Annotated in this window: 12 protein-coding genes; 4 read left to right on the plus strand and 8 right to left on the minus strand. The window is 51.9% G+C overall.

What is annotated here, in order from left to right; genetic code table 11:
* Positions 1-78: 78 nt before the first annotated feature.
* Positions 79-3,360, minus strand: coding sequence for a DUF5107 domain-containing protein (locus PS053_RS07955; RefSeq protein ID WP_054411145.1), 3,282 nt, complete (start codon positions 3,358-3,360; stop codon positions 79-81).
* Between the two features lie 117 nt (positions 3,361-3,477).
* Here PS053_RS07955 and PS053_RS07960 point away from each other — a divergent pair, with 117 nt between their 5' ends.
* Positions 3,478-4,671, plus strand: coding sequence for an ROK family protein (locus PS053_RS07960; protein ID WP_010342872.1), 1,194 nt, complete (start codon positions 3,478-3,480; stop codon positions 4,669-4,671).
* Between the two features lie 201 nt (positions 4,672-4,872).
* Here the strand turns inward: PS053_RS07960 and glyA are convergent, their stop codons facing one another.
* On the minus strand, positions 4,873-6,126 hold the full coding sequence (glyA, locus tag PS053_RS07965; protein ID WP_000919159.1) for a serine hydroxymethyltransferase: 1,254 nt from the start codon (positions 6,124-6,126) through the stop codon (positions 4,873-4,875).
* Positions 6,127-6,455: 329 nt separating this feature from the next.
* Between glyA and hmpA the strand changes: the two genes are divergently transcribed.
* Complete coding sequence (gene hmpA, locus PS053_RS07970; protein WP_059219101.1) at positions 6,456-7,646, plus strand: NO-inducible flavohemoprotein; 1,191 nt, start codon at positions 6,456-6,458, stop codon at positions 7,644-7,646.
* A 47-nt stretch (positions 7,647-7,693) separates the two neighbouring features.
* On the opposite strand, the gene glnB is transcribed toward hmpA, so the two are convergent.
* From glnB to qseE, 4 genes are read right to left on the minus strand one after another with little or no spacing between them, the layout of a single operon-like run.
* Positions 7,694-8,032: a nitrogen regulatory protein P-II gene (glnB, locus tag PS053_RS07975; protein WP_000717692.1), complete on the minus strand. Its 339-nt coding sequence runs from the start codon at positions 8,030-8,032 to the stop codon at positions 7,694-7,696.
* A gap of 60 nt (positions 8,033-8,092) precedes the next feature.
* On the minus strand, positions 8,093-9,427 hold the full coding sequence (glrR, locus tag PS053_RS07980; protein ID WP_256879212.1) for a two-component system response regulator GlrR: 1,335 nt from the start codon (positions 9,425-9,427) through the stop codon (positions 8,093-8,095).
* On the minus strand, positions 9,417-10,130 hold the full coding sequence (gene qseG, locus PS053_RS07985) for a two-component system QseEF-associated lipoprotein QseG (protein WP_024164742.1): 714 nt from the start codon (positions 10,128-10,130) through the stop codon (positions 9,417-9,419). Before qseG ends, glrR begins: the two co-directional genes overlap by 11 nt.
* A 17-nt stretch (positions 10,131-10,147) precedes the next feature.
* Positions 10,148-11,578, minus strand: coding sequence for a two component system sensor histidine kinase QseE/GlrK (qseE, locus tag PS053_RS07990; protein ID WP_256879211.1), 1,431 nt, complete (start codon positions 11,576-11,578; stop codon positions 10,148-10,150).
* A 622-nt stretch (positions 11,579-12,200) separates the two neighbouring features.
* On the opposite strand from qseE, the gene PS053_RS07995 reads away from it, so the two are divergent.
* Positions 12,201-12,782 carry a GNAT family N-acetyltransferase gene (locus PS053_RS07995; RefSeq protein WP_025238561.1) on the plus strand — a complete coding sequence of 194 codons (582 nt, stop codon included), beginning with the start codon at positions 12,201-12,203 and terminating at the stop codon, positions 12,780-12,782.
* A gap of 68 nt (positions 12,783-12,850) precedes the next feature.
* On the opposite strand, the gene purL is transcribed toward PS053_RS07995, so the two are convergent.
* Positions 12,851-16,738 (minus strand): phosphoribosylformylglycinamidine synthase, encoded by a 3,888-nt coding sequence (gene purL, locus PS053_RS08000; protein WP_256879210.1) that lies wholly within the window; start codon positions 16,736-16,738, stop codon positions 12,851-12,853.
* 257 nt (positions 16,739-16,995) lie between these two features.
* Between purL and mltF the strand changes: the two genes are divergently transcribed.
* On the plus strand, positions 16,996-18,552 hold the full coding sequence (gene mltF, locus PS053_RS08005; RefSeq protein WP_025238559.1) for a membrane-bound lytic murein transglycosylase MltF: 1,557 nt from the start codon (positions 16,996-16,998) through the stop codon (positions 18,550-18,552).
* Between the two features lie 143 nt (positions 18,553-18,695).
* On the opposite strand, the gene tadA is transcribed toward mltF, so the two are convergent.
* Positions 18,696-19,199, minus strand: coding sequence for a tRNA adenosine(34) deaminase TadA (tadA, locus tag PS053_RS08010; protein WP_024164741.1), 504 nt, complete (start codon positions 19,197-19,199; stop codon positions 18,696-18,698).
* Positions 19,200-19,221 lie beyond the last annotated feature (22 nt).

Here is a 19,221-nt window from a genome sequence, read left to right on the forward strand (position 1 = left end):
TTTATTAACAACAGCTTATTTTAATTATTTGGCAATGAGCGGCAGTACGCGCCGCTCAAACATTACAGTTAACAAGCTTTAGTGAACGAGTTGAAAAATAAATGGCATAACGGTGGCGAATAATGCTGCTTTTGGCCATGCCGGATTAATCGCTGTCAATTCAAGACGAGCAGATTCATATTGCGCAATCTCGCCTAATCCCGCGGCCGCCAGCATTGCCACCATCAGGCATTTTTCTTTATGCTGCTGTTGCAAATCGCCATATAGCGATAACAAATCGGGTTGCGAGACAGCAAAGAAATCCGCTTCGATACTGGCTTTCGCCATCTCTTGCGCCCACTGTTTCATTTCACTAAACAGGTGTTGCGCAGTTTGTCGTTCGCCCAGCAGTCGCAGCGCCATTCCTTGCCAGAAGAGATAATCAACCGGCTGATCGTTGTAATAACTGTGGATGTTAATGGTGCGATCGCCGGTCGCCGCCAGACGTAAGCAGCGCGTCGCTTCAGTTTCATCGCCCTGTGCTTTGGCGCATATCGCCTGCCAGAACCAGATGTCGTTGTCAGTTTGCCCCGGTAAACGCCCTTCGCTCAAATTCTCCGGGTAGTGCAGAGCGGCATGAAGCAATTTGCCAGCTTCCTGCGGTTGTTTCGCAGCAAAGTGCTGCCAGGCGCGTAATAGCTGGTTGAGGATAAACTGACTGGTGACCTTCCCTTCCCCGCCTTCCCACGGGTGGAATTTGCGTGTGGCGAGAATGTCCGCCGCTTTGTCTGTCTGCCCGGTGAGATGCCACAGATTCAGCAGTTCTGCGGTCATGTCATCACGTTTCAGGGCAACATCAAGATGCGCTTCCAGACGTGTAAGTCGCTTTTCTGGTGATACGCCGGCTATTTTATCCAGCAAATCTCGTTCAAAAAGCAGGCGTGCATCCTGTGGCGCCAGTTGGTATGCATTATCAAGATAACGGGCAGCCAGCTCATAATCATGTTGTTTGTTCCACGCGTGGATCGCCAGCCCACGCCAGCCGTCGGCAAACTCCGGCGACATCTCAACACAACGTTGCCATAAGGCAATGGCTTTACTGTAACTGCGCTTGTTGTAGTAAAAACAGGCCAGTAAGTGACGAGCAAACCAACATTCATCGATACTCTCCAGCGCCGCGACTTCTTCCAGCGTATTGGGAAAGCGGACAAATTGCGGGAAGACATCAATAGCTTTTGCGACCAGTTCGCCGCGTTCGGCTTTCGGCAACAAGCTGGCTTGCAGGTAAAGCGGCAGCGTGCGCTGACAATCCAGCGCATTCAGCATCTCTGCCGCCAGGGCGGGCATTCCCCAGTTAATCAGTTGCCCGGCGGTCATCAGAGCGTTAACATCGCGCCCCTGACACAGACCGCGCCACCGGGCGAGGGCAGACTCGCTACGACCATCGAACCAGTTCAGCCACCACAGAGTGGCGTTCAGCGGATAATCGCGCAGCAGTTTTTCGCGCTGTAAACGCGCATTGTCCCGACGACCGCTTAACAGCAACAGTAGATTATGCAGGCAAAGCACTTCCTGGTTGGTTGGGCAGGCGCGCAGGCTTTGTTGGCAAAAATCGAGCCCAGCCTCGACGTTACCATCACGCGCTGCCAGCCGTGCCAGGCCGTAATAGCCGCCCGCTTTACTGTTGCCGCTCCAGACCGCACGCCAGAAATCTTCTTCGGCTTTTTGATATTGTCCCTGACGTTCGTAAGCACTGGCGCGAATCAAACTGGCTTGTCCGCACTGCGGATTTTTATTCAGCGCATGTGCGCGTTTCAGCGCCTGACTGGCATATACCACCGCTTGCGGGAAATCTGCGCGGTTATATTCCAGCATCGCCAGCGCCAGGTTGCAGCGATAATCGAGTGGATCCAACGCCACGCCGCGCAGGTAGTAATCGAATGGTGAACGGCTGGCGTGATGGTATTGCTCCAGATGCTGGCCGATAAACCAGGCTTCATCTGTACTGGCAATGTCTTGTGCTGCCAGCGGCGCTTTAGCGACGTCTGGCAACGGCAACGCTTGCGGCTGATGTTCCTGATAACTCAGTACAATATTGCCGTCGGCATCGGAAAGTTCGATGGTCAGCCTGCCCGGATCGATACCGTGCAATACGCCCTGAATAGCGGTCGCGGGCGTCAGTGCAACGGTATCGTCGAGTAACGCTTTGCATTTGCCGATTTCGCGGATCGCCAGACGATATCCACTCAGCGGGGAGATGGCATACAGCCCCCACTCAATGCCGCGCTCACTACGCTGTAATTTAATCACCGCATCGCGGGAGGCGTTTTGCACCATGCCCAGAGAATGGTAAGGCAGGAAATATTGCTCGAAACGCTTCTCTTCATAAGCATCCAGCCAGGTAAAATCAGGTTGGTTATCGGCAAAAATGCCGGTCATCAGTTCAATATACGGGCCATTGTTATCGGTCAGACTCTTATCCCACGCCTGACCAAATTCACTGTGTCCCCAGCTCCACTGTTTTTTACCTGGCGCAATGTGGTGGTTGGCAACGTGTAACAAACCACCATTTTCATCGTGACACCACGCACCAACAAAATCGTACTGTGATTTTTCGGCCATGTATGAGGTCGGTACGGGTACGTTTTTATAGCGAGAGATATCCACCCCAACAGAGTAGTCCACTTTGTAATAGGTGCCAGTGGCGATGGGGAAAGCGGAGACGGCCCGTTTGCCATGATCAAACACCGCAGTTACATCCGGTGGGAAAACACTCTGATGCCCTTCCCCGCCTTTCACTGCCGGATTAGCCCACCACAAAAAATGGCGTGGCGTAGCGTTACCGTTATAGACGCGGCTGGCGATTTCCAGCGCCGCACGCTCGGGGCGTAGCGTAAAACCGGTCATCACCTGAAGACCATGCATCGGCTCTGTTTCACCGACCCATACGGTCTGTGCGCCATCGTCATGCGCTTCAATGGTGAAATCAACGGGCATAAAGGTGGTTGGGCGATGGTGTTGCGGCCAGTTAAACTCGATGCCCCCGGAAATCCACGGCCCCAACAACCCCACCAATGCTGGCTTTATCACCTCATTGTGATAAACAAAATCACGCTGCTTTACTTTATCCCACGCGCGATGCACACGTCCGCCCAGCTCCGGCAGGATCATCACTTTGATGTAGTCGTTTTCCAGCCATACTGCCTGCCAGGATTTCAGGGTTTTCTGCTCGCTCAGCGTATCGGTCACACCGTAGGGATAAACCGCGCCGGACGATCCCTGATAAACGCGATTTTCCAGGAACATAGGGTGTATATCCTGCGGCCCGGTTTCATAAGTCGGGATCTCAACGCGCTCTTGCCACACTTTTACTGGAGTCATGGTGCCCTCAATATTAACAAGACATACTGAATTAAAAGATTTGTGGCAGTGTATTGAACAATCTGGCACTGTTTTCGCGGAATAATCACGCAATTAACTAAACAAGGTTTAGTGAATATGAAAGCCTGCATTAACAATCAACAGATCCGCCACCACAACAAATGCGTGATTCTGGAACTGCTGTACCGACAAAAACGCGCCAGTAAATCCACTCTTGCCCGGCTGGCGCAAATTTCGATTCCGGCGGTCAGTAATATTTTGCAGGAGCTGGAAAACGAAAAGCGGGTAGTGAATATCGACGATGAAAGCAAGACGCGCGGACATAGCAGCGGAACGTGGTTGATCGCTCCAGAAGGTGACTGGACGCTGTGTCTGAACGTTACGCCCACCAGTATTGAGTGTCAGGTTGCCAATGCCTGTTTAAGTCCGAAAGGTGAATTTGAGTATTTTCAGATAAATGCCCCGACACCGCAGGCGCTGCTGTCCGAAATCGAAAAATGCTGGCATCGCCATCGCAAACTGTGGCCTGAGCGAACCATCAACCTGGCACTGGCAATTCACGGTCAGGTAGATCCGGTAACTGGCGTGTCGCAAACGATGCCGCAAGCACCGTGGAAAACGCCAGTTGAGGTGAAATATTTACTGGAAGAAAAGCTGGGCATTCGGGTAATGGTCGACAATGACTGTGTGATGCTGGCGCTGGCGGAAAAATGGCAAAACAATGCACAAGGGCGCGATTTTTGCGTGATCAACGTCGATTACGGTATTGGCTCGTCGTTTGTGATTAACGAACAAATTTATCGCGGCAGTTTGTATGGCAGCGGACAAATCGGCCACACTATCGTTAACCCCGATGGCGTCTCCTGCGACTGCGGACGCTATGGCTGTCTGGAAACCGTTGCCTCGTTAAGCGCATTAAAAAAACAGGCGCGAGTATGGCTAAAATCACAACCGGACAATACTCAGCTTGATCCCGAAAAACTAACCACCGCGCAATTGATTGCGGCCTGGCTGAGTGGAGAACCGTGGATCACCAGTTGGGTTGACCGCTCTGCAAACGCCATTGGTTTGAGTCTGTATAACTTTCTCAACATCCTCAATATTAATCAGATTTGGTTGTACGGTCGCAGTTGTGCCTTTGGTGAGAACTGGCTTAATACCATTATTCGCCAGACGGGGTTTAATCCGTTCGACCGCGACGAAGGACCGAGCGTGAAAGCGACACAGATTGGCTTCGGGCAATTAAGCCGCGCACAACAGGTGCTGGGAATTGGCTATTTGTATGTTGAAGCGCAGTTACGCCAGATTTGATGGTGCGATAAGGTAAAAAAGCTTCCCGAAGGAAGCCTTTCAGACTAAAGACAAACGTAAAATTGCCTGATGCGCTACGCTTATCAGGCCTACATGCAGATTGCAATATATTGAATTTGCAAGATTTTGTAGGCCAAATAAGATGTTCACACCGCATCCGGCATGAACAACGAGCACATTGTCAGCAAATCACCGTTTTGCTTATGCGTAAACCGGGTAACGTGCGCAGATGTCGAGAACTTTACCTTTGATGCGCTCAATAACCGCTTCATCATTGATGCTGTCCAGCACGTCACACATCCAGCCAGCCAGCTCTTTCGCTTCTGCTTCTTTGAAGCCGCGACGCGTAATCGCCGGAGTACCCACGCGAATACCGGAAGTTACAAACGGGCTCTTCGGATCGTTTGGTACGCTGTTTTTGTTGACGGTGATGTTGGCACGGCCCAGAGCGGCATCAGCTTCTTTACCGGTCAGGTTTTTATCAACCAGATCAACCAGGAACAGGTGGTTATCAGTGCCGCCGGAAACCACTTTGTAGCCGCGCTCAAGGAACACTTCTACCATCGCTTTGGCGTTTTTCGCGACCTGCTGCTGGTAAGTTTTGAACTCTGGCTCCATTGCTTCTTTCAGCGCGACTGCTTTACCCGCAATAACGTGCATCAGCGGACCACCCTGACCACCTGGGAAGACAGCAGAGTTCAGTTTTTTGTACAGCTCTTCGCTACCGCCTTTCGCCAGAATCAGGCCGCCGCGCGGACCCGCCAGAGTTTTGTGAGTGGTAGTAGTCACAACGTGAGCATGAGGAACCGGGTTCGGATAGACGCCAGCGGCAACCAGACCCGCAACGTGCGCCATATCAACAAACAGGTAAGCGCCGATACTGTCAGCGATTTCACGCATTTTCGCCCAGTCAACCACACCGGAGTATGCAGAGAAGCCGCCGATAATCATTTTCGGCTTGTGTTCTTTGGCTTGTTTTTCCAGATCTGCGTAGTCGATATGACCGGTCGCATCAATACCGTAAGGAACAATGTTGTACAGCTTACCGGAGAAGTTAACCGGAGAACCGTGAGTCAGGTGGCCGCCGTGCGCCAGGTTCATACCCAGAACGGTATCGCCGGGTTCCAGCAACGCGGTGTAGACTGCAAAGTTAGCCTGAGAGCCGGAGTGCGGCTGAACGTTAGCGTAGTCAGCGCCGAACAGTTCTTTCGCGCGATCGATCGCCAGTTGTTCGACGATATCAACATACTCGCAACCGCCGTAGTAGCGTTTGCCCGGATAACCTTCAGCATATTTGTTGGTTAGCTGAGACCCCTGCGCCTGCATTACGCGCGGGCTGGTGTAGTTTTCGGAGGCGATCAGTTCGATGTGCTCTTCCTGACGTACTTTTTCCTGCTCCATAGCCTGCCACAGTTCGGCATCATAATCGGCAATGTTCATTTCACGCTTTAACATCCGCATCTCCTGACTCAGCTAACAATAAAATTTTTTCGCCTAATTTCGGCGGTCCTGATGGACAACGGCGAACAGTATAACCGAATCATTGTGCGATAACAGGTCTTGACAAAGGAATTTACGCAAACGATTACCTTTAAGCTGGACAAGGCTTTGGAGTATTAAGAACTTATGTCTGGTAACGGATTTCTTTTCAAGTTTGTGATGCAAATTATTCACCTTGTCACATTCTCAACGAAAAACGACAAAGAACCATTTACAATGCAGGGCTATTTTTTATAAGATGCATTTGAGATACATCAATTAAGATGCAAAAAAAGGAAGACCATATGCTTGACGCTCAAACCATCGCTACAGTAAAAGCCACTATCCCTTTACTGGTGGAAACAGGGCCGAAATTAACCGCCCATTTCTACGACCGCATGTTTACTCATAATCCTGAACTCAAAGAAATTTTTAACATGAGTAACCAGCGTAATGGCGATCAACGTGAAGCCCTGTTTAACGCCATTGCCGCCTACGCCAGTAATATCGAAAACCTGCCAGCCCTGCTACCAGCAGTAGAAAAAATCGCGCAGAAACACACCAGCTTCCAGATCAAACCGGAGCAATACAACATCGTTGGCGAACACCTGCTGGCAACGCTGGATGAAATGTTCAGCCCGGGACAGGAAGTGCTGGACGCCTGGGGTAAAGCCTATGGCGTGCTGGCGAATGTGTTTATCAATCGCGAGGCAGAGATTTATAACGAGAACGCCAGCAAAGTCGGTGGCTGGGAAGGTACCCGCGATTTCCGCATTGTGGCTAAAACACCGCGCAGTACGCTTATCACCAGCTTCGAACTGGAACCGGTCGATGGCGGCCCGGTAGCAGAATACCGTCCAGGACAATACCTCGGCGTCTGGTTGAAGCCGGAAGGCTTCCCGCACCAGGAAATTCGCCAGTACTCTTTGACCCGCAAACCGGATGGTAAAGGCTATCGAATTGCGGTGAAACGTGAAGATGGCGGACAAGTTTCCAACTGGCTGCATAACCATGCCAACGTTGGCGATGTCGTGAAACTGGTCGCTCCGGCGGGTGATTTCTTTATGGATGTCGCGAATGACACGCCGGTGACACTGATCTCTGCGGGCGTTGGGCAAACACCCATGCTGGCAATGCTCGACACGCTGGCAAAAGCAGGTCACAACGCCCAGGTTAACTGGTTCCATGCGGCAGAAAATGGCGATGTCCACGCCTTTGCCGATGAAGTTAAGGAACTGGGGCAATCACTGCCGCACTTTACCGCGCACACCTGGTATCGCCAGCCGAGCGAAACCGATCGCGCAAAAGGTCAGTTTGATAGCGAAGGTCTGATGGATTTGAGCAAACTGGAAGGCTCGTTCAGCGACCCGGCCATGCAGTTCTACCTCTGCGGCCCGGTTGGCTTCATGCAGTTTGCTGCGAAACAGCTAGTTGAGCTGGGCGTGAAGCAGGAGAATATTCATTACGAATGCTTTGGCCCGCATAAGGTGTTGTGATTTGAGATTGCCGGATGATGCCATTCATCCGGCAATCTTGACGCGGTTTAAATCGCCGCGTCGTCTTCCTCGCCAGTACGGATACGAATGACTCGCGCCACGTCGAAGACGAAGATTTTACCGTCACCGATTTTACCGGTTTGCGCCGTACGAGTAATAGTGTCTACGCAGATATCCACAATGTCATCTGGTACGACGATCTCAATTTTCACCTTCGGCAGAAAGTCCACCATATACTCCGCGCCACGATACAGCTCGGTATGGCCTTTCTGACGGCCAAAACCTTTCACTTCGGTGACCGTCATACCGGTAATGCCGACTTCAGCCAGCGCTTCGCGGACATCGTCCAGCTTGAAGGGTTTAATAATCGCATCAATCTTTTTCATGCTATTCCTTGAAAAGGTCGCCTGTCTTTTGATCTGCTAAACGTAACACATTACCTCGATTCATTCCTTGAAATCGTTTGCATCCAGCTCGTGTCGGGAAAGCAGTTTATAAAATTCTGTCCGGTTGCGCCCCGCCATTCTCGCCGCATGAGTGACGTTGCCTTTGGTAATTTGCAGCAGCTTACGCAAGTAGTTGAGCTCAAATTGATTACGCGCCTCAACAAAAGTTGGCAGCGCCGTATTTTCGCCCTCCAGCGCCTGCTCCACCAGCGCATCGCTAATCACTGGCGATGAAATCAGCGCCACGCACTGTTCAATCACGTTGACCAACTGGCGCACATTACCCGGCCAGGCGGCGGCCATCAGACGCTTCATTGCATCGGTGGAGAACGCGCGGACAAACGGTTTATGTCGCTCTGCCGCCTGGCGCAACAAATGGTTTGCCAGTAGGGGAATATCTTCCGTGCGCTCCGCCAGTGTCGGAATTTTCAGGCTGACGACGTTGAGGCGGTAATAGAGATCCTCACGGAACTCTCCACGCGCCATTGCTTTTGGCAGGTCACGGTGAGTCGCGGAAATAATCCTCACGTCAATATCAATATCGCGGTTGCTCCCCAACGGACGGACTTTACGCTCCTGCAATACACGCAGCAGTTTGACCTGCAACGGCGCGGGCATGTCGCCAATCTCATCGAGAAACAGCGTACCGCCTTCCGCTGCCTGAAATAAGCCTTCGCGATTGCTGACCGCGCCAGTAAACGCGCCGCGTGCATGACCGAACAGTTCTGATTCCAGCAACTGCTCAGGCAATGCGCCACAGTTAATAGCAATAAACGGTTTGCTGTTGCGCGGGCTGGCATTGTGGATAGCCTGGGCAAAAATCTCTTTCCCGGTGCCGCTCTGACCATTAATCAAAACGCTAACATCTGACTGCGCCACCAGCCGCGCCTGTTCCAGCAAACGCAACATTAGCGGACTGCGGGTGACTATCGCCTCACGCCAACGTTCATCAGTGGCTGGCGCGGATTGCTCCAGCGCATCGTCAATCGCCTGATACAGCGCGTCTTTATCAACGGGTTTAGTCAGGAAACTGAACACGCCCTGCTGTGTTGCAGCAACCGCATCGGGAATGGAGCCATGCGCGGTGAGGATAATTACCGGCATTCCCGGCTGCACTTTCTGGATTTCAGCAAACAACTGCATGCCGTCCATTTCATCCATGCGCAAATCGCTGATCACCAAATCCACTTTTTCGCGATTGAGTACTCTCAGCCCCTCAGCGCCGCTTTCCGCCGTGACCACGCTGTAGCCCTCGCTGATCAAGCGAAGACCAAGTAATTTCAGTAACCCTGGGTCGTCATCAACCAATAATAAATGCGCTGATTTATGGCTCATTTGGAGTGACCTCATTGGTGGATGGCGCAGACTTTTCAGTCTCGTGCGACGTATCCGGCACAAAATTTCCGCCCGGTTTTCGGGTCGAAAGCTGACGTTCAATATCCGTCAGATTTTCCAGCTTGCGGGTCGTCAGTTCCAGTTGCTGCTGTAAGAGTTGATGTTGCTGACGCAAGGTATCCAGTTCGTTGTCACTGGTCTGCTGAAGTTTACTGTAGCGTTGACGCTCTTCCGCCAGTTGCAATTGCAGCGCCTGACCGTCGCGCCAGAGTTGATACAACGGGCGCACTTGCGCCGGGATCTCGGTACTTAACGCATCAATGCGCGCGACCAGCTGGCGGCGTTCATAAGGCGTGATTTTGGCGTCGGCAAGCAAGATCCCTTGTTTAAAGGTATTTTGCCAGCTACCGTCGTCATATTTGCGGGCTTGCTGACGCGACTGCGCTGGCATTAAACGTTCAGCACAATCCATCGCCCGCAACCAATAAAGTGGGTTAGTTTCGGTTGATTTACCTTGCAGCGCCCAGATATCGCTACACTCGGTTGCCAGATAATCAGCCAGTTGATAAACCGGAATTTTTTCTTCTGCTGATGTATCAATAGCGGGCTTATTATGGCTCTGCACACAGCCCAGCAACGCCAGACAAGGCAACCCCGCCAGCCACAGCCGTCGGGACAAAATTCGTTGAAAAATATGTCGCATATTCACCAGACTTAGCATTATTTCTTCGTGTTTTTCGACGACGGTAATTCAATGCGAAAACAAACGTCTTGCCCGCTCTCGTCGACCAGATACAGTTCCCCCTGCATACGGCGAATACAATCTCTGGCAATGCTTAATCCCAGACCGCTGCCCTTCACCGCCCCTTTTCGCTGGTGGCTTCCCTGAAAAAAGGGTTCGAAGATCATGGCGCGTTCCTCTTGCGGAATGAGCGTGCCTGTATTGATGACATCAATATAAACCCGCGCGCCATGTAAACTGCTGCGAAGGCAAATGTTACCGGATTCGGCTCCGTAGTGCACCGCATTGGAGTAAAGATTATCCAGCACGCTCAGCAGCAGCATCGGCTCGGCCAGGCAGGTAGTAACCGAAAGATCGGCGTTGGTATGCATCATTTTAGCCCGAGCTGGCAGACTGTGAGCAGAGACTACCATCTCCACCAGCGGTGCGAGATCGACCTCTTCCAGTTCCACCGCTCCGTCTGCCTGTTTGCGGTTATAATCAAGCAGTTGCTCGATCAGTTTTTGCAAATTACGGCTGCTGCTATCAAGGATGCTCACCACCTCTTTTTGCTCTGGCGTAAGCGGCCCGACAACCTGATCGGCAAGTAATTCGGTGCCTTCACGCATACTCGCCAGCGGCGTTTTTAATTCATGGGATAAATGACGCAGGAACTGATGGCGTTGGGACTCCAGCCATGACAGACGCTCGCTTAACCAGATGATTCGCTGCCCGACCGAACGTAACTCACGAGGCCCACTAAACGAAGCACTATTACCCAGTGAACGTCCTTCCCCCAGTCGGTTGATCATCCGCTCGATATTCTTCACCGGGCCGATAATCATCCGCGTAAAAAGCAGCACCATCGCCAGACTCACCAAAAACAGTACCAGAGACTGCCAGCCGAAATACTGCCCGCGCTCGGCTATTTCCCGCTGGAGCTGCTGCCCGCGTGAGAAGACTACAGAGCGAGTGGCCTGCACCATTTCAGTATTGCTATTGGCAAAAGCTTCCAGACGCGCGGCGGCAGCGGCATCAGGACCGCTGTTGTTGCATTGAAGTTGAGCGAGATTATTCAGATCCTGGCGTAATGCCTGGTAGAGTTTATCGTCTGGCAGCACGCCTGCGTGGGCATCAAGCATTTCGCTGTAGCGCTTGCGCTGGCTTTGATAGACCTTCGCCAGAGTGGGGTCGTCCAGCACACAATACTGACGGTAGCTACGTTCCATCTCCAGCGCCGCGTTGGTCATTGCTTCACTACGGCGGGCATCGATAAGTGTCGTGCGATTGACCAGCGCCGCCTGATCGCTAAGCGCATTAAGGCTTTGCCAGGCTTGCCATGCCAGCACCAACAGGGGCAGCAGAATCAGCAAAAATGCCAGCATTACCAATTGTCGTAATGAACGGGGAAAAACGGGCCAGCGTTTCAAGGCGTTACTCTCGTCAGAAGCGAATAACCAAATGCTAACCGAGGGGAAGTGCGGATACAACAAAGCCGGGAATGACCCGGCTTTGTTATGGAATAAGGCGGTGCCTAACTCGACGTTTCGCCCGAGGGTTGATATAGCTAAGCTGATATCAGAAGTTGGACGGCAGGCACCTTGTTGTGCGTCATTCGAATTTTATGTAGCGCGTCCCGAAGGGGCTGACATAAATGGGTGAATGAGCCACTGCGTTGTATTATGCAGAAAGCATGCCACAATGCAAACAACAAATTAACCCATTGAATATTAATAACTTTACATTACCTCATCTTCCAGCGCTATAAGCTTGTTTTTTAAACACACTGTCTCCAATCAGAGACACAATAATGCAAAAAACAGCAAATCATTTAAAATCAATAAACTAAACGTCTCTTTTTGGAGACACTCATTCTCCCGATCGTCGCAAATTACCGACACTTTCCTGAGAGTGTCATCACTGTATCGGCGATATGAGATGAGTACACTTTCCGGCAATACCTGAGATAAAAAGGTATTGCGTCGGTAACATATCTATAAGAGCACCACTCTCACTAATAGTGGCGCGACTCATAATCAGGGAAATAAAGTAATGAATTTTGAAATCGTAACGGAAGGCGATATAGAACAATGTCGGGCACTCTGTAATGAGCTTATGCAGCATCAATACAAGATGTCAGTACAGCAACGACATATTTTTGCCGGTATGAACTTCGATACACGGTTAAAACCCAGTTTTGAAAATGCATCGGAGAAAATGCTGGTTATTGCTAAAGATGAAGGTAGCCCTATCGGTTATCTGTATGTGGATATCGATATTATTCATGAGGAAAATATAAATCCGACACTTGAACAGATCCCGCCATGGGCCAGGGCGCTATATCAGCCCGGCGAATCGATTGAAGGTTTATACCCATCATGGATAACACCACAAAAAGTGGGACATTTAAATAATTTATATGTCAAACCTGAATATCAAAAACGGGAATTAGGGCGCAAATTTATGGATATTGCGCTGGATTATTTTCATCGCCACGAAGAAGTCAGCAACGTTTTCGTTCATATTTCTAACGGCAACGATGCTGTTATCGATTTCTATAAGAAATTTGGTTTTTCCCATAGCCATGATGTCTTCAAAGGCATTATCTATGGTTATCTGTTAAAAATTAGGTGATCAATAAAAAAGCCCTTTGCACAGACAAAGGGCTCATATTTTAGCACCGACTAGTTGTTGTGATGTTATTACCCCAACTGCTTACGCGCATTGCGGAAAATACGCATCCACGGGCCATCCTCGCCCCAGTTTTCCGGGTGCCAGGAGTTGCTGACAGTACGGAAAACACGTTCCGGGTGCGGCATCATTATGGTGACACGACCGCTTTCGGTGGTAACCGCCGTAATGCCGTTTGGAGAACCGTTCGGGTTAGCCGGGTAGGTTTCGGTGACTTTACCGAAGTTATCGACATAGCGTAATGCTACCAGCCCTTTGCTTTCCAGTGCCGCGAGGTGCGCCGCATTACGTACTTCAACGCGCCCTTCGCCGTGAGAAACGGCAATCGGCATCTGCGACCCTACCATCCCCTGCAACAGCAGCGACGGACTTTGGGTCACTTCAACCAGACTGAAACGCGCTTCAAAGCGATCGGAGGTGTTACGCACAAAACGTGGCCACAACTCACTACCTGGGATCAGTTCGCGCAGGTTAGACATCATCTGGCAACCGTTACATACCCCCAGCGCCAGCGTTTGCGGGCGATGGAAGAAGGTTGCAAACTCATCGCGTACACGGTCATTGAACAGGATAGACTTCGCCCAGCCTTCACCGGCACCCAGCACGTCACCGTAGGAGAAACCGCCGCATGCTACCAGGGCATGGAAATCCTCCAGGCCCGTGCGTCCAGCCAGCAGGTCGCTCATATGCACATCGATAGCATCAAAGCCCGCACGGTGGAAAGCTGCCGCCATTTCAACATGGGAGTTCACGCCCTGCTCACGCAGCACAGCAACTTTCGGACGCGCGCCAGTGGCAATATACGGTGCAGCCACATCTTCGTTGATATCGAACGACAGTTTCACATTAAGGCCCGGATCGGCGTCGTTTGATTTCGCCTGATGTTCCTGATCGGCACACTCCGGGTTGTCACGCAGGCGCTGCATTTGCCAGGTCGTTTCTGCCCACCAGACACGCAACGTGGTGCGGCTTTCGCTGAATACAGTCTGCCCGTTGGCGGTAATCACAAAACGATCGCCGGAAACCGCCCGGCCAACATAATGGACGCAATCAGCAAGCCCATGTTGTGCCAGTACAGCTTCAACCGCCTCGCGGTCAGCGGCTCGAACCTGAATCACCGCACCCAGTTCTTCGTTAAACAACGCCGCCAGGCGATCGTCACCCAGAGTAGCGATATCCGCCTCAATACCGCAATGACCAGCAAATGCCATTTCCGCCAGCGTCACCAGCAGGCCGCCGTCAGAGCGGTCGTGATACGCGAGCAGCTTACGCTGTGCAACCAGCGCCTGAATCGCGTCATAGAAGCCTTTCAGTTGGGCAACATCACGTACATCTGCCGGTTTGTCGCCAAGCTGACGATAAACCTGCGCCAGCGCCGTTGCACCCAGCGCATTATTGCCAAGGCCCAGATCAATCAGCAGCAGTGCGTTATCTTCGGTAGAAAGCTGCGGCGTGATGGTGTGACGCACATCTTCCACGCGGGCAAATGCAGAAATCACCAGCGACAGCGGCGACGTCATTTCGCGCTCTTCATTACCTTCCCGCCAGCGGGTTTTCATCGACATAGAGTCTTTACCCACCGGGATCGTCAGGCCCAGCGCCGGACAAAGCTCTTCGCCCACCGCTTTAACAGCTTCATACAGGCCAGCATCTTCACCAGGATGACCCGCCGCCGCCATCCAGTTAGCGGAAAGTTTGATGCGTTTGATATCGCCAATCTGCGTAGTGGCGATGTTGGTTAACGCTTCACCGACCGCCAGACGGGCAGAGGCAGCGAAATCCAGCAGCGCAACCGGCGCACGTTCGCCAATCGCCATCGCTTCACCGTAGTAGCTGTCGAGGCTGGCGGTAGTGACTGCGCAGTTAGCGACCGGCACCTGCCACGGCCCCACCATCTGATCGCGCGCCACCATGCCGGTTACGCTGCGATCGCCGATAGTCACCAGGAAGGTTTTCTCTGCCACGGTCGGAAGATGCAGCACACGTTTGACCGCATCAGCAATGGTGATATCCGCACGATTCAACGCATCGCCCTTCGCTTTCAGCGTTTGTACGTTGCGGGTCATTTTCGGCGTTTTGCCGAGCAGCACATCCAGCGGCAGATCTATCGGCTGATTATCAAAATGACGATCGTGCAAAGAGAGATGTAATTCTTCGGTGGCCTCACCAATCACCGCGTAGGGCGCGCGTTCACGCTTACACAGTTCATCAAACAGCGGCAACTGATCGGCAGCAACCGCCAGTACATAACGTTCCTGGGATTCGTTACACCAGATTTCCAGCGGGCTCATGCCCGGTTCGTCACTCAGGATATCGCGCAGTTCAAATTTACCGCCGCGCCCGCCGTCGCTTACCAGTTCAGGCATGGCGTTAGAAAGTCCGCCCGCGCCGACGTCATGGATAAACAGAATCGGGTTCGCGTCGCCAAGCTGCCAGCAACGGTCGATCACTTCCTGGCAGCGACGCTCCATCTCCGGGTTGTCGCGCTGTACGGAAGCAAAGTCGAGGTCGGCATCAGACTGACCAGACGCCATGGAAGACGCCGCGCCGCCGCCAAGACCGATATTCATCGCCGGGCCGCCAAGAACGACCAGCTTCGCACCAACGTTGATCTCGCCTTTTTGTACGTGATCGGCACGAATGTTGCCGATCCCGCCCGCCAGCATGATCGGTTTGTGATAACCGCGCAGCTCTTCGCCGTTGTGGCTGTTCACTTTTTCTTCATAAGTACGGAAGTAGCCGTTCAGTGCCGGACGACCAAATTCGTTGTTAAATGCCGCGCCGCCCAGCGGGCCTTCGGTCATGATGTCCAGCGCGGTGACAATGCGCTCAGGCTTACCAAAATTCTCTTCCCACGGTTGTTCAAAGCCGGGAATACGCAGGTTGGAAACGGAGAAACCAACCAGACCGGCTTTCGGCTTCGCGCCGCGCCCGGTGGCGCCTTCATCGCGAATTTCGCCGCCGGAACCGGTCGCCGCACCCGGCCACGGAGAAATTGCCGTCGGGTGGTTGTGAGTTTCGACTTTCATCAGAATATGCGTCGGTTCCTGATGAAAATCGTAGCGGCCCGTTTCGTGGTCAGCAAAGTAGCGGCCCACTTCGGAACCTTCCATCACGGCGGCGTTATCTTTATAAGCAGAGAGAACGTGATCCGGCGTGGTTTCGAAGGTATTTTTGATCATCTTAAACAGCGATTTCGGCTGCTGTTCACCGTCGATAATCCAGTCGGCGTTAAAAATCTTGTGGCGACAGTGCTCGGAGTTCGCCTGAGCGAACATATAAAGCTCGATGTCGTTCGGGTTACGACCAAGCTTAGTGAAAGCATCTTGCAGATAGTCAATTTCATCATCCGCCAGTGCCAGACCGAGACGCAGGTTAGCATCAATCAGTGCCTGACGGCCCTGCCCCAGCAAATCAACGCTGGTGACCGGAGTTGGCTGATGATGAGCAAACAGTTGTTCTGCATCATCTAAAGCAAAAAAGACCGTTTCCATCATGCGGTCATGCAGTTCAGCGGTAACCTGCTGCCATTGCTCATTGGTCAGCGTACCGGCTTCTATATAGTAAGCAACACCGCGCTCAAGGCGATTAACCTGCTGCAGCCCACAGTTATGGGCGATATCAGTCGCTTTCGAAGACCAGGGAGAGATGGTGCCAGGACGCGGAATCACCAGCAGGAGTTTGCCTTGCGGGACGTGGCTGGCGAGTGCCGGACCATATTTCAACAGGCGCTCAAGTTGCGCGTGCGCTTCTTCGTTTAACGGCCCATTGAGGTCAGCAAAATGGACATACTCGGCGTAAATGTTGTGAACCGGGAGCCTGGCAGCCTGAAAACGCGCCAGCAGTTTGTTGATTCGGAATGCCGACAGTGCAGGCGAACCACGCAGAATTTCCATCATAAGTCTCTCGTCTTCTAAGCTTTCGGTGTACCCAAGGGGGGGAAACGGGCGTCATTATAAAGAATCTGATGCGCCGACGAAACCGTTTGCGTGGAAATAAAATCACCATCGTGAATTAGCAACGCGTGCCGCCAATGACTGTAATAAGTTGCCAACTGACGCAGGTTTACGCAAAATGCCGCTCATTTATGATTAGACCTTTCTTTAGTACTACGATTTTTCAAGCTGGGACGCGCACGACACAGAGAATTAACTAATTGAAAAAATTAAAGATTAATTATCTGTTCATCGGCATTCTGGCACTGCTCCTCGCGGTCGCTCTCTGGCCATCCATTCCCTGGTTTGGTAAAGCCGACAACCGTATCGCCGCCATACAAGCGCGGGGAGAGTTGCGTGTGAGCACTATCCATACTCCCCTGACTTATAACGAAATCAACGGTAAACCTTTTGGCCTGGATTACGAACTGGCGAAACAGTTTGCCGATTACCTCGGCGTAAAACTGAAAGTGACCGTGCGGCAAAATATCAGCCAGCTTTTTGACGATCTCGATAACGGTAACGCCGATTTGCTGGCAGCAGGGCTGGTCTATAACAGTGAGCGAGTAAAAAATTATCAGCCCGGCCCTACCTATTATTCCGTGTCGCAACAACTGGTTTATAAAGTGGGTCAGTATCGCCCGCGTACGCTGGGCAACCTGACGGCGGAACAACTGACTGTCGCGCCAGGGCACGTCATTGTTAACGATCTGCAAACGCTGAAAGAGACTAAGTTCCCGGAATTAGGCTGGAAGGTAGACGACAAAAAAGGCTCTGCGGAGCTAATGGAAGATGTCATCGAAGGCAAGCTGGATTACACCATTGCCGATTCTGTCGCTATTAGCTTGTTTCAGCGCGTTCACCCGGAACTCGCCGTGGCACTCGATATCACCGATGAACAACCGGTGACCTGGTTTAGCCCGCTAGATAGCGATAATACACTTTCCGCCGCCCTGCTCGACTTCTTCAATGAAATGAATGAAGACGGTACTCTGGCACGCATTGAAGAGAAATATCTCGGGCATGGCGATGATTTTGATTACGTCGATACACGTACATTTTTACGCGCCGTCGATGCCGTTCTGCCGCAGTTAAAGCCGTTATTTGAGAAATACGCCGGGGAAATTGACTGGCGTTTACTGGCGGCAATTGCCTATCAGGAATCACACTGGGACGCGCAGGCGACTTCGCCCACGGGTGTGCGCGGCATGATGATGTTAACCAAAAATACCGCGCAAAGTCTGGGGATTACCGATCGCACCGATGCCGAGCAAAGCCTCAGCGGCGGCGTGCGTTATTTACAGGATATGATGAGCAAAGTACCGGAGAGTGTACCGGAAAACGAACGCATTTGGTTTGCGCTCGCCGCCTACAATATGGGCTACGCACACATGCTGGATGCCCGTGCGCTAACGGCAAAAACGAAAGGAAATCCTGACAGTTGGGCCGACGTAAAACAACGTCTGCCCTTGCTGAGCCAGAAACCTCATTACAGCAAGCTAACGTACGGCTATGCACGCGGTCATGAAGCTTACGCTTATGTAGAAAACATTCGTAAGTATCAAATTAGCCTGGTGGGTTACCTGCAAGAAAAAGAAAAGCAGGCGACAGAAGCAGCGATACAACTGGCGCAAGATTATCCGGCAGTATCGCCAGCTGAATTGGGTAAAGAAAAATTCCCCTTTCTCTCGTTTCTTTCCCAGTCATCATCGAACTATCTGACACACTCTCCTTCGCTGCTGTTTTCCAGGAAAGGAGGTGAGGAGAAACAAAATTAATCCGCAGATTGCTGACAAAGAGGGCTTTGTTCATGCCGGATGCAGCGTGAACGCCTTATCCGGCCTACATTCAATACATTGCAGAGATTACACTGGTCTGATTAGGCGTAGAGTATCTGGCAATTTTGCATCTGCCATCAGCCTCAATCCGTTGATGATTGCGCTTTTTTCCGGGCCTTAATTTCCTGGCGGCGCATGCGAAAGAAATCACTGAGCAGCGCCGCGCACTCATCCGCCAGAATACCTTCCGTGATTTCCACTCGATGGTTCATTCCCGGATGATGCAGCACATCCATTAATGATCCCGCGGCACCGGTTTTCGCGTCACGCGCACCAAAAACCACACGACCGATACGGCTGTGAATCATCGCCCCGGCACACATCACGCACGGTTCGAGCGTGACATACAATGTCGCATCAATCAGACGATAATTTTGCATTACCAGGCCGCCCTGACGCAGGGCCATGATTTCTGCATGCGCAGTAGGATCATGGCGGCCAATAGGACGGTTCCAGCCTTCTCCGATAACGCGATTATTATGCACTAATACCGCGCCGACCGGAACTTCCCGCTCGTCCCAGGCACGTTTCGCCAGCGTCAGTGCATGACGCATCCAGTATTCGTGGCTAAATTCGACTTCAGACAAAAAGAAAACTCCGGTTATAAAA

Origin of the sequence: Escherichia albertii, from assembly GCF_028622335.1 — a bacterium.
Taxonomy (GTDB): Bacteria; Pseudomonadota; Gammaproteobacteria; order Enterobacterales; family Enterobacteriaceae; genus Escherichia; species Escherichia albertii.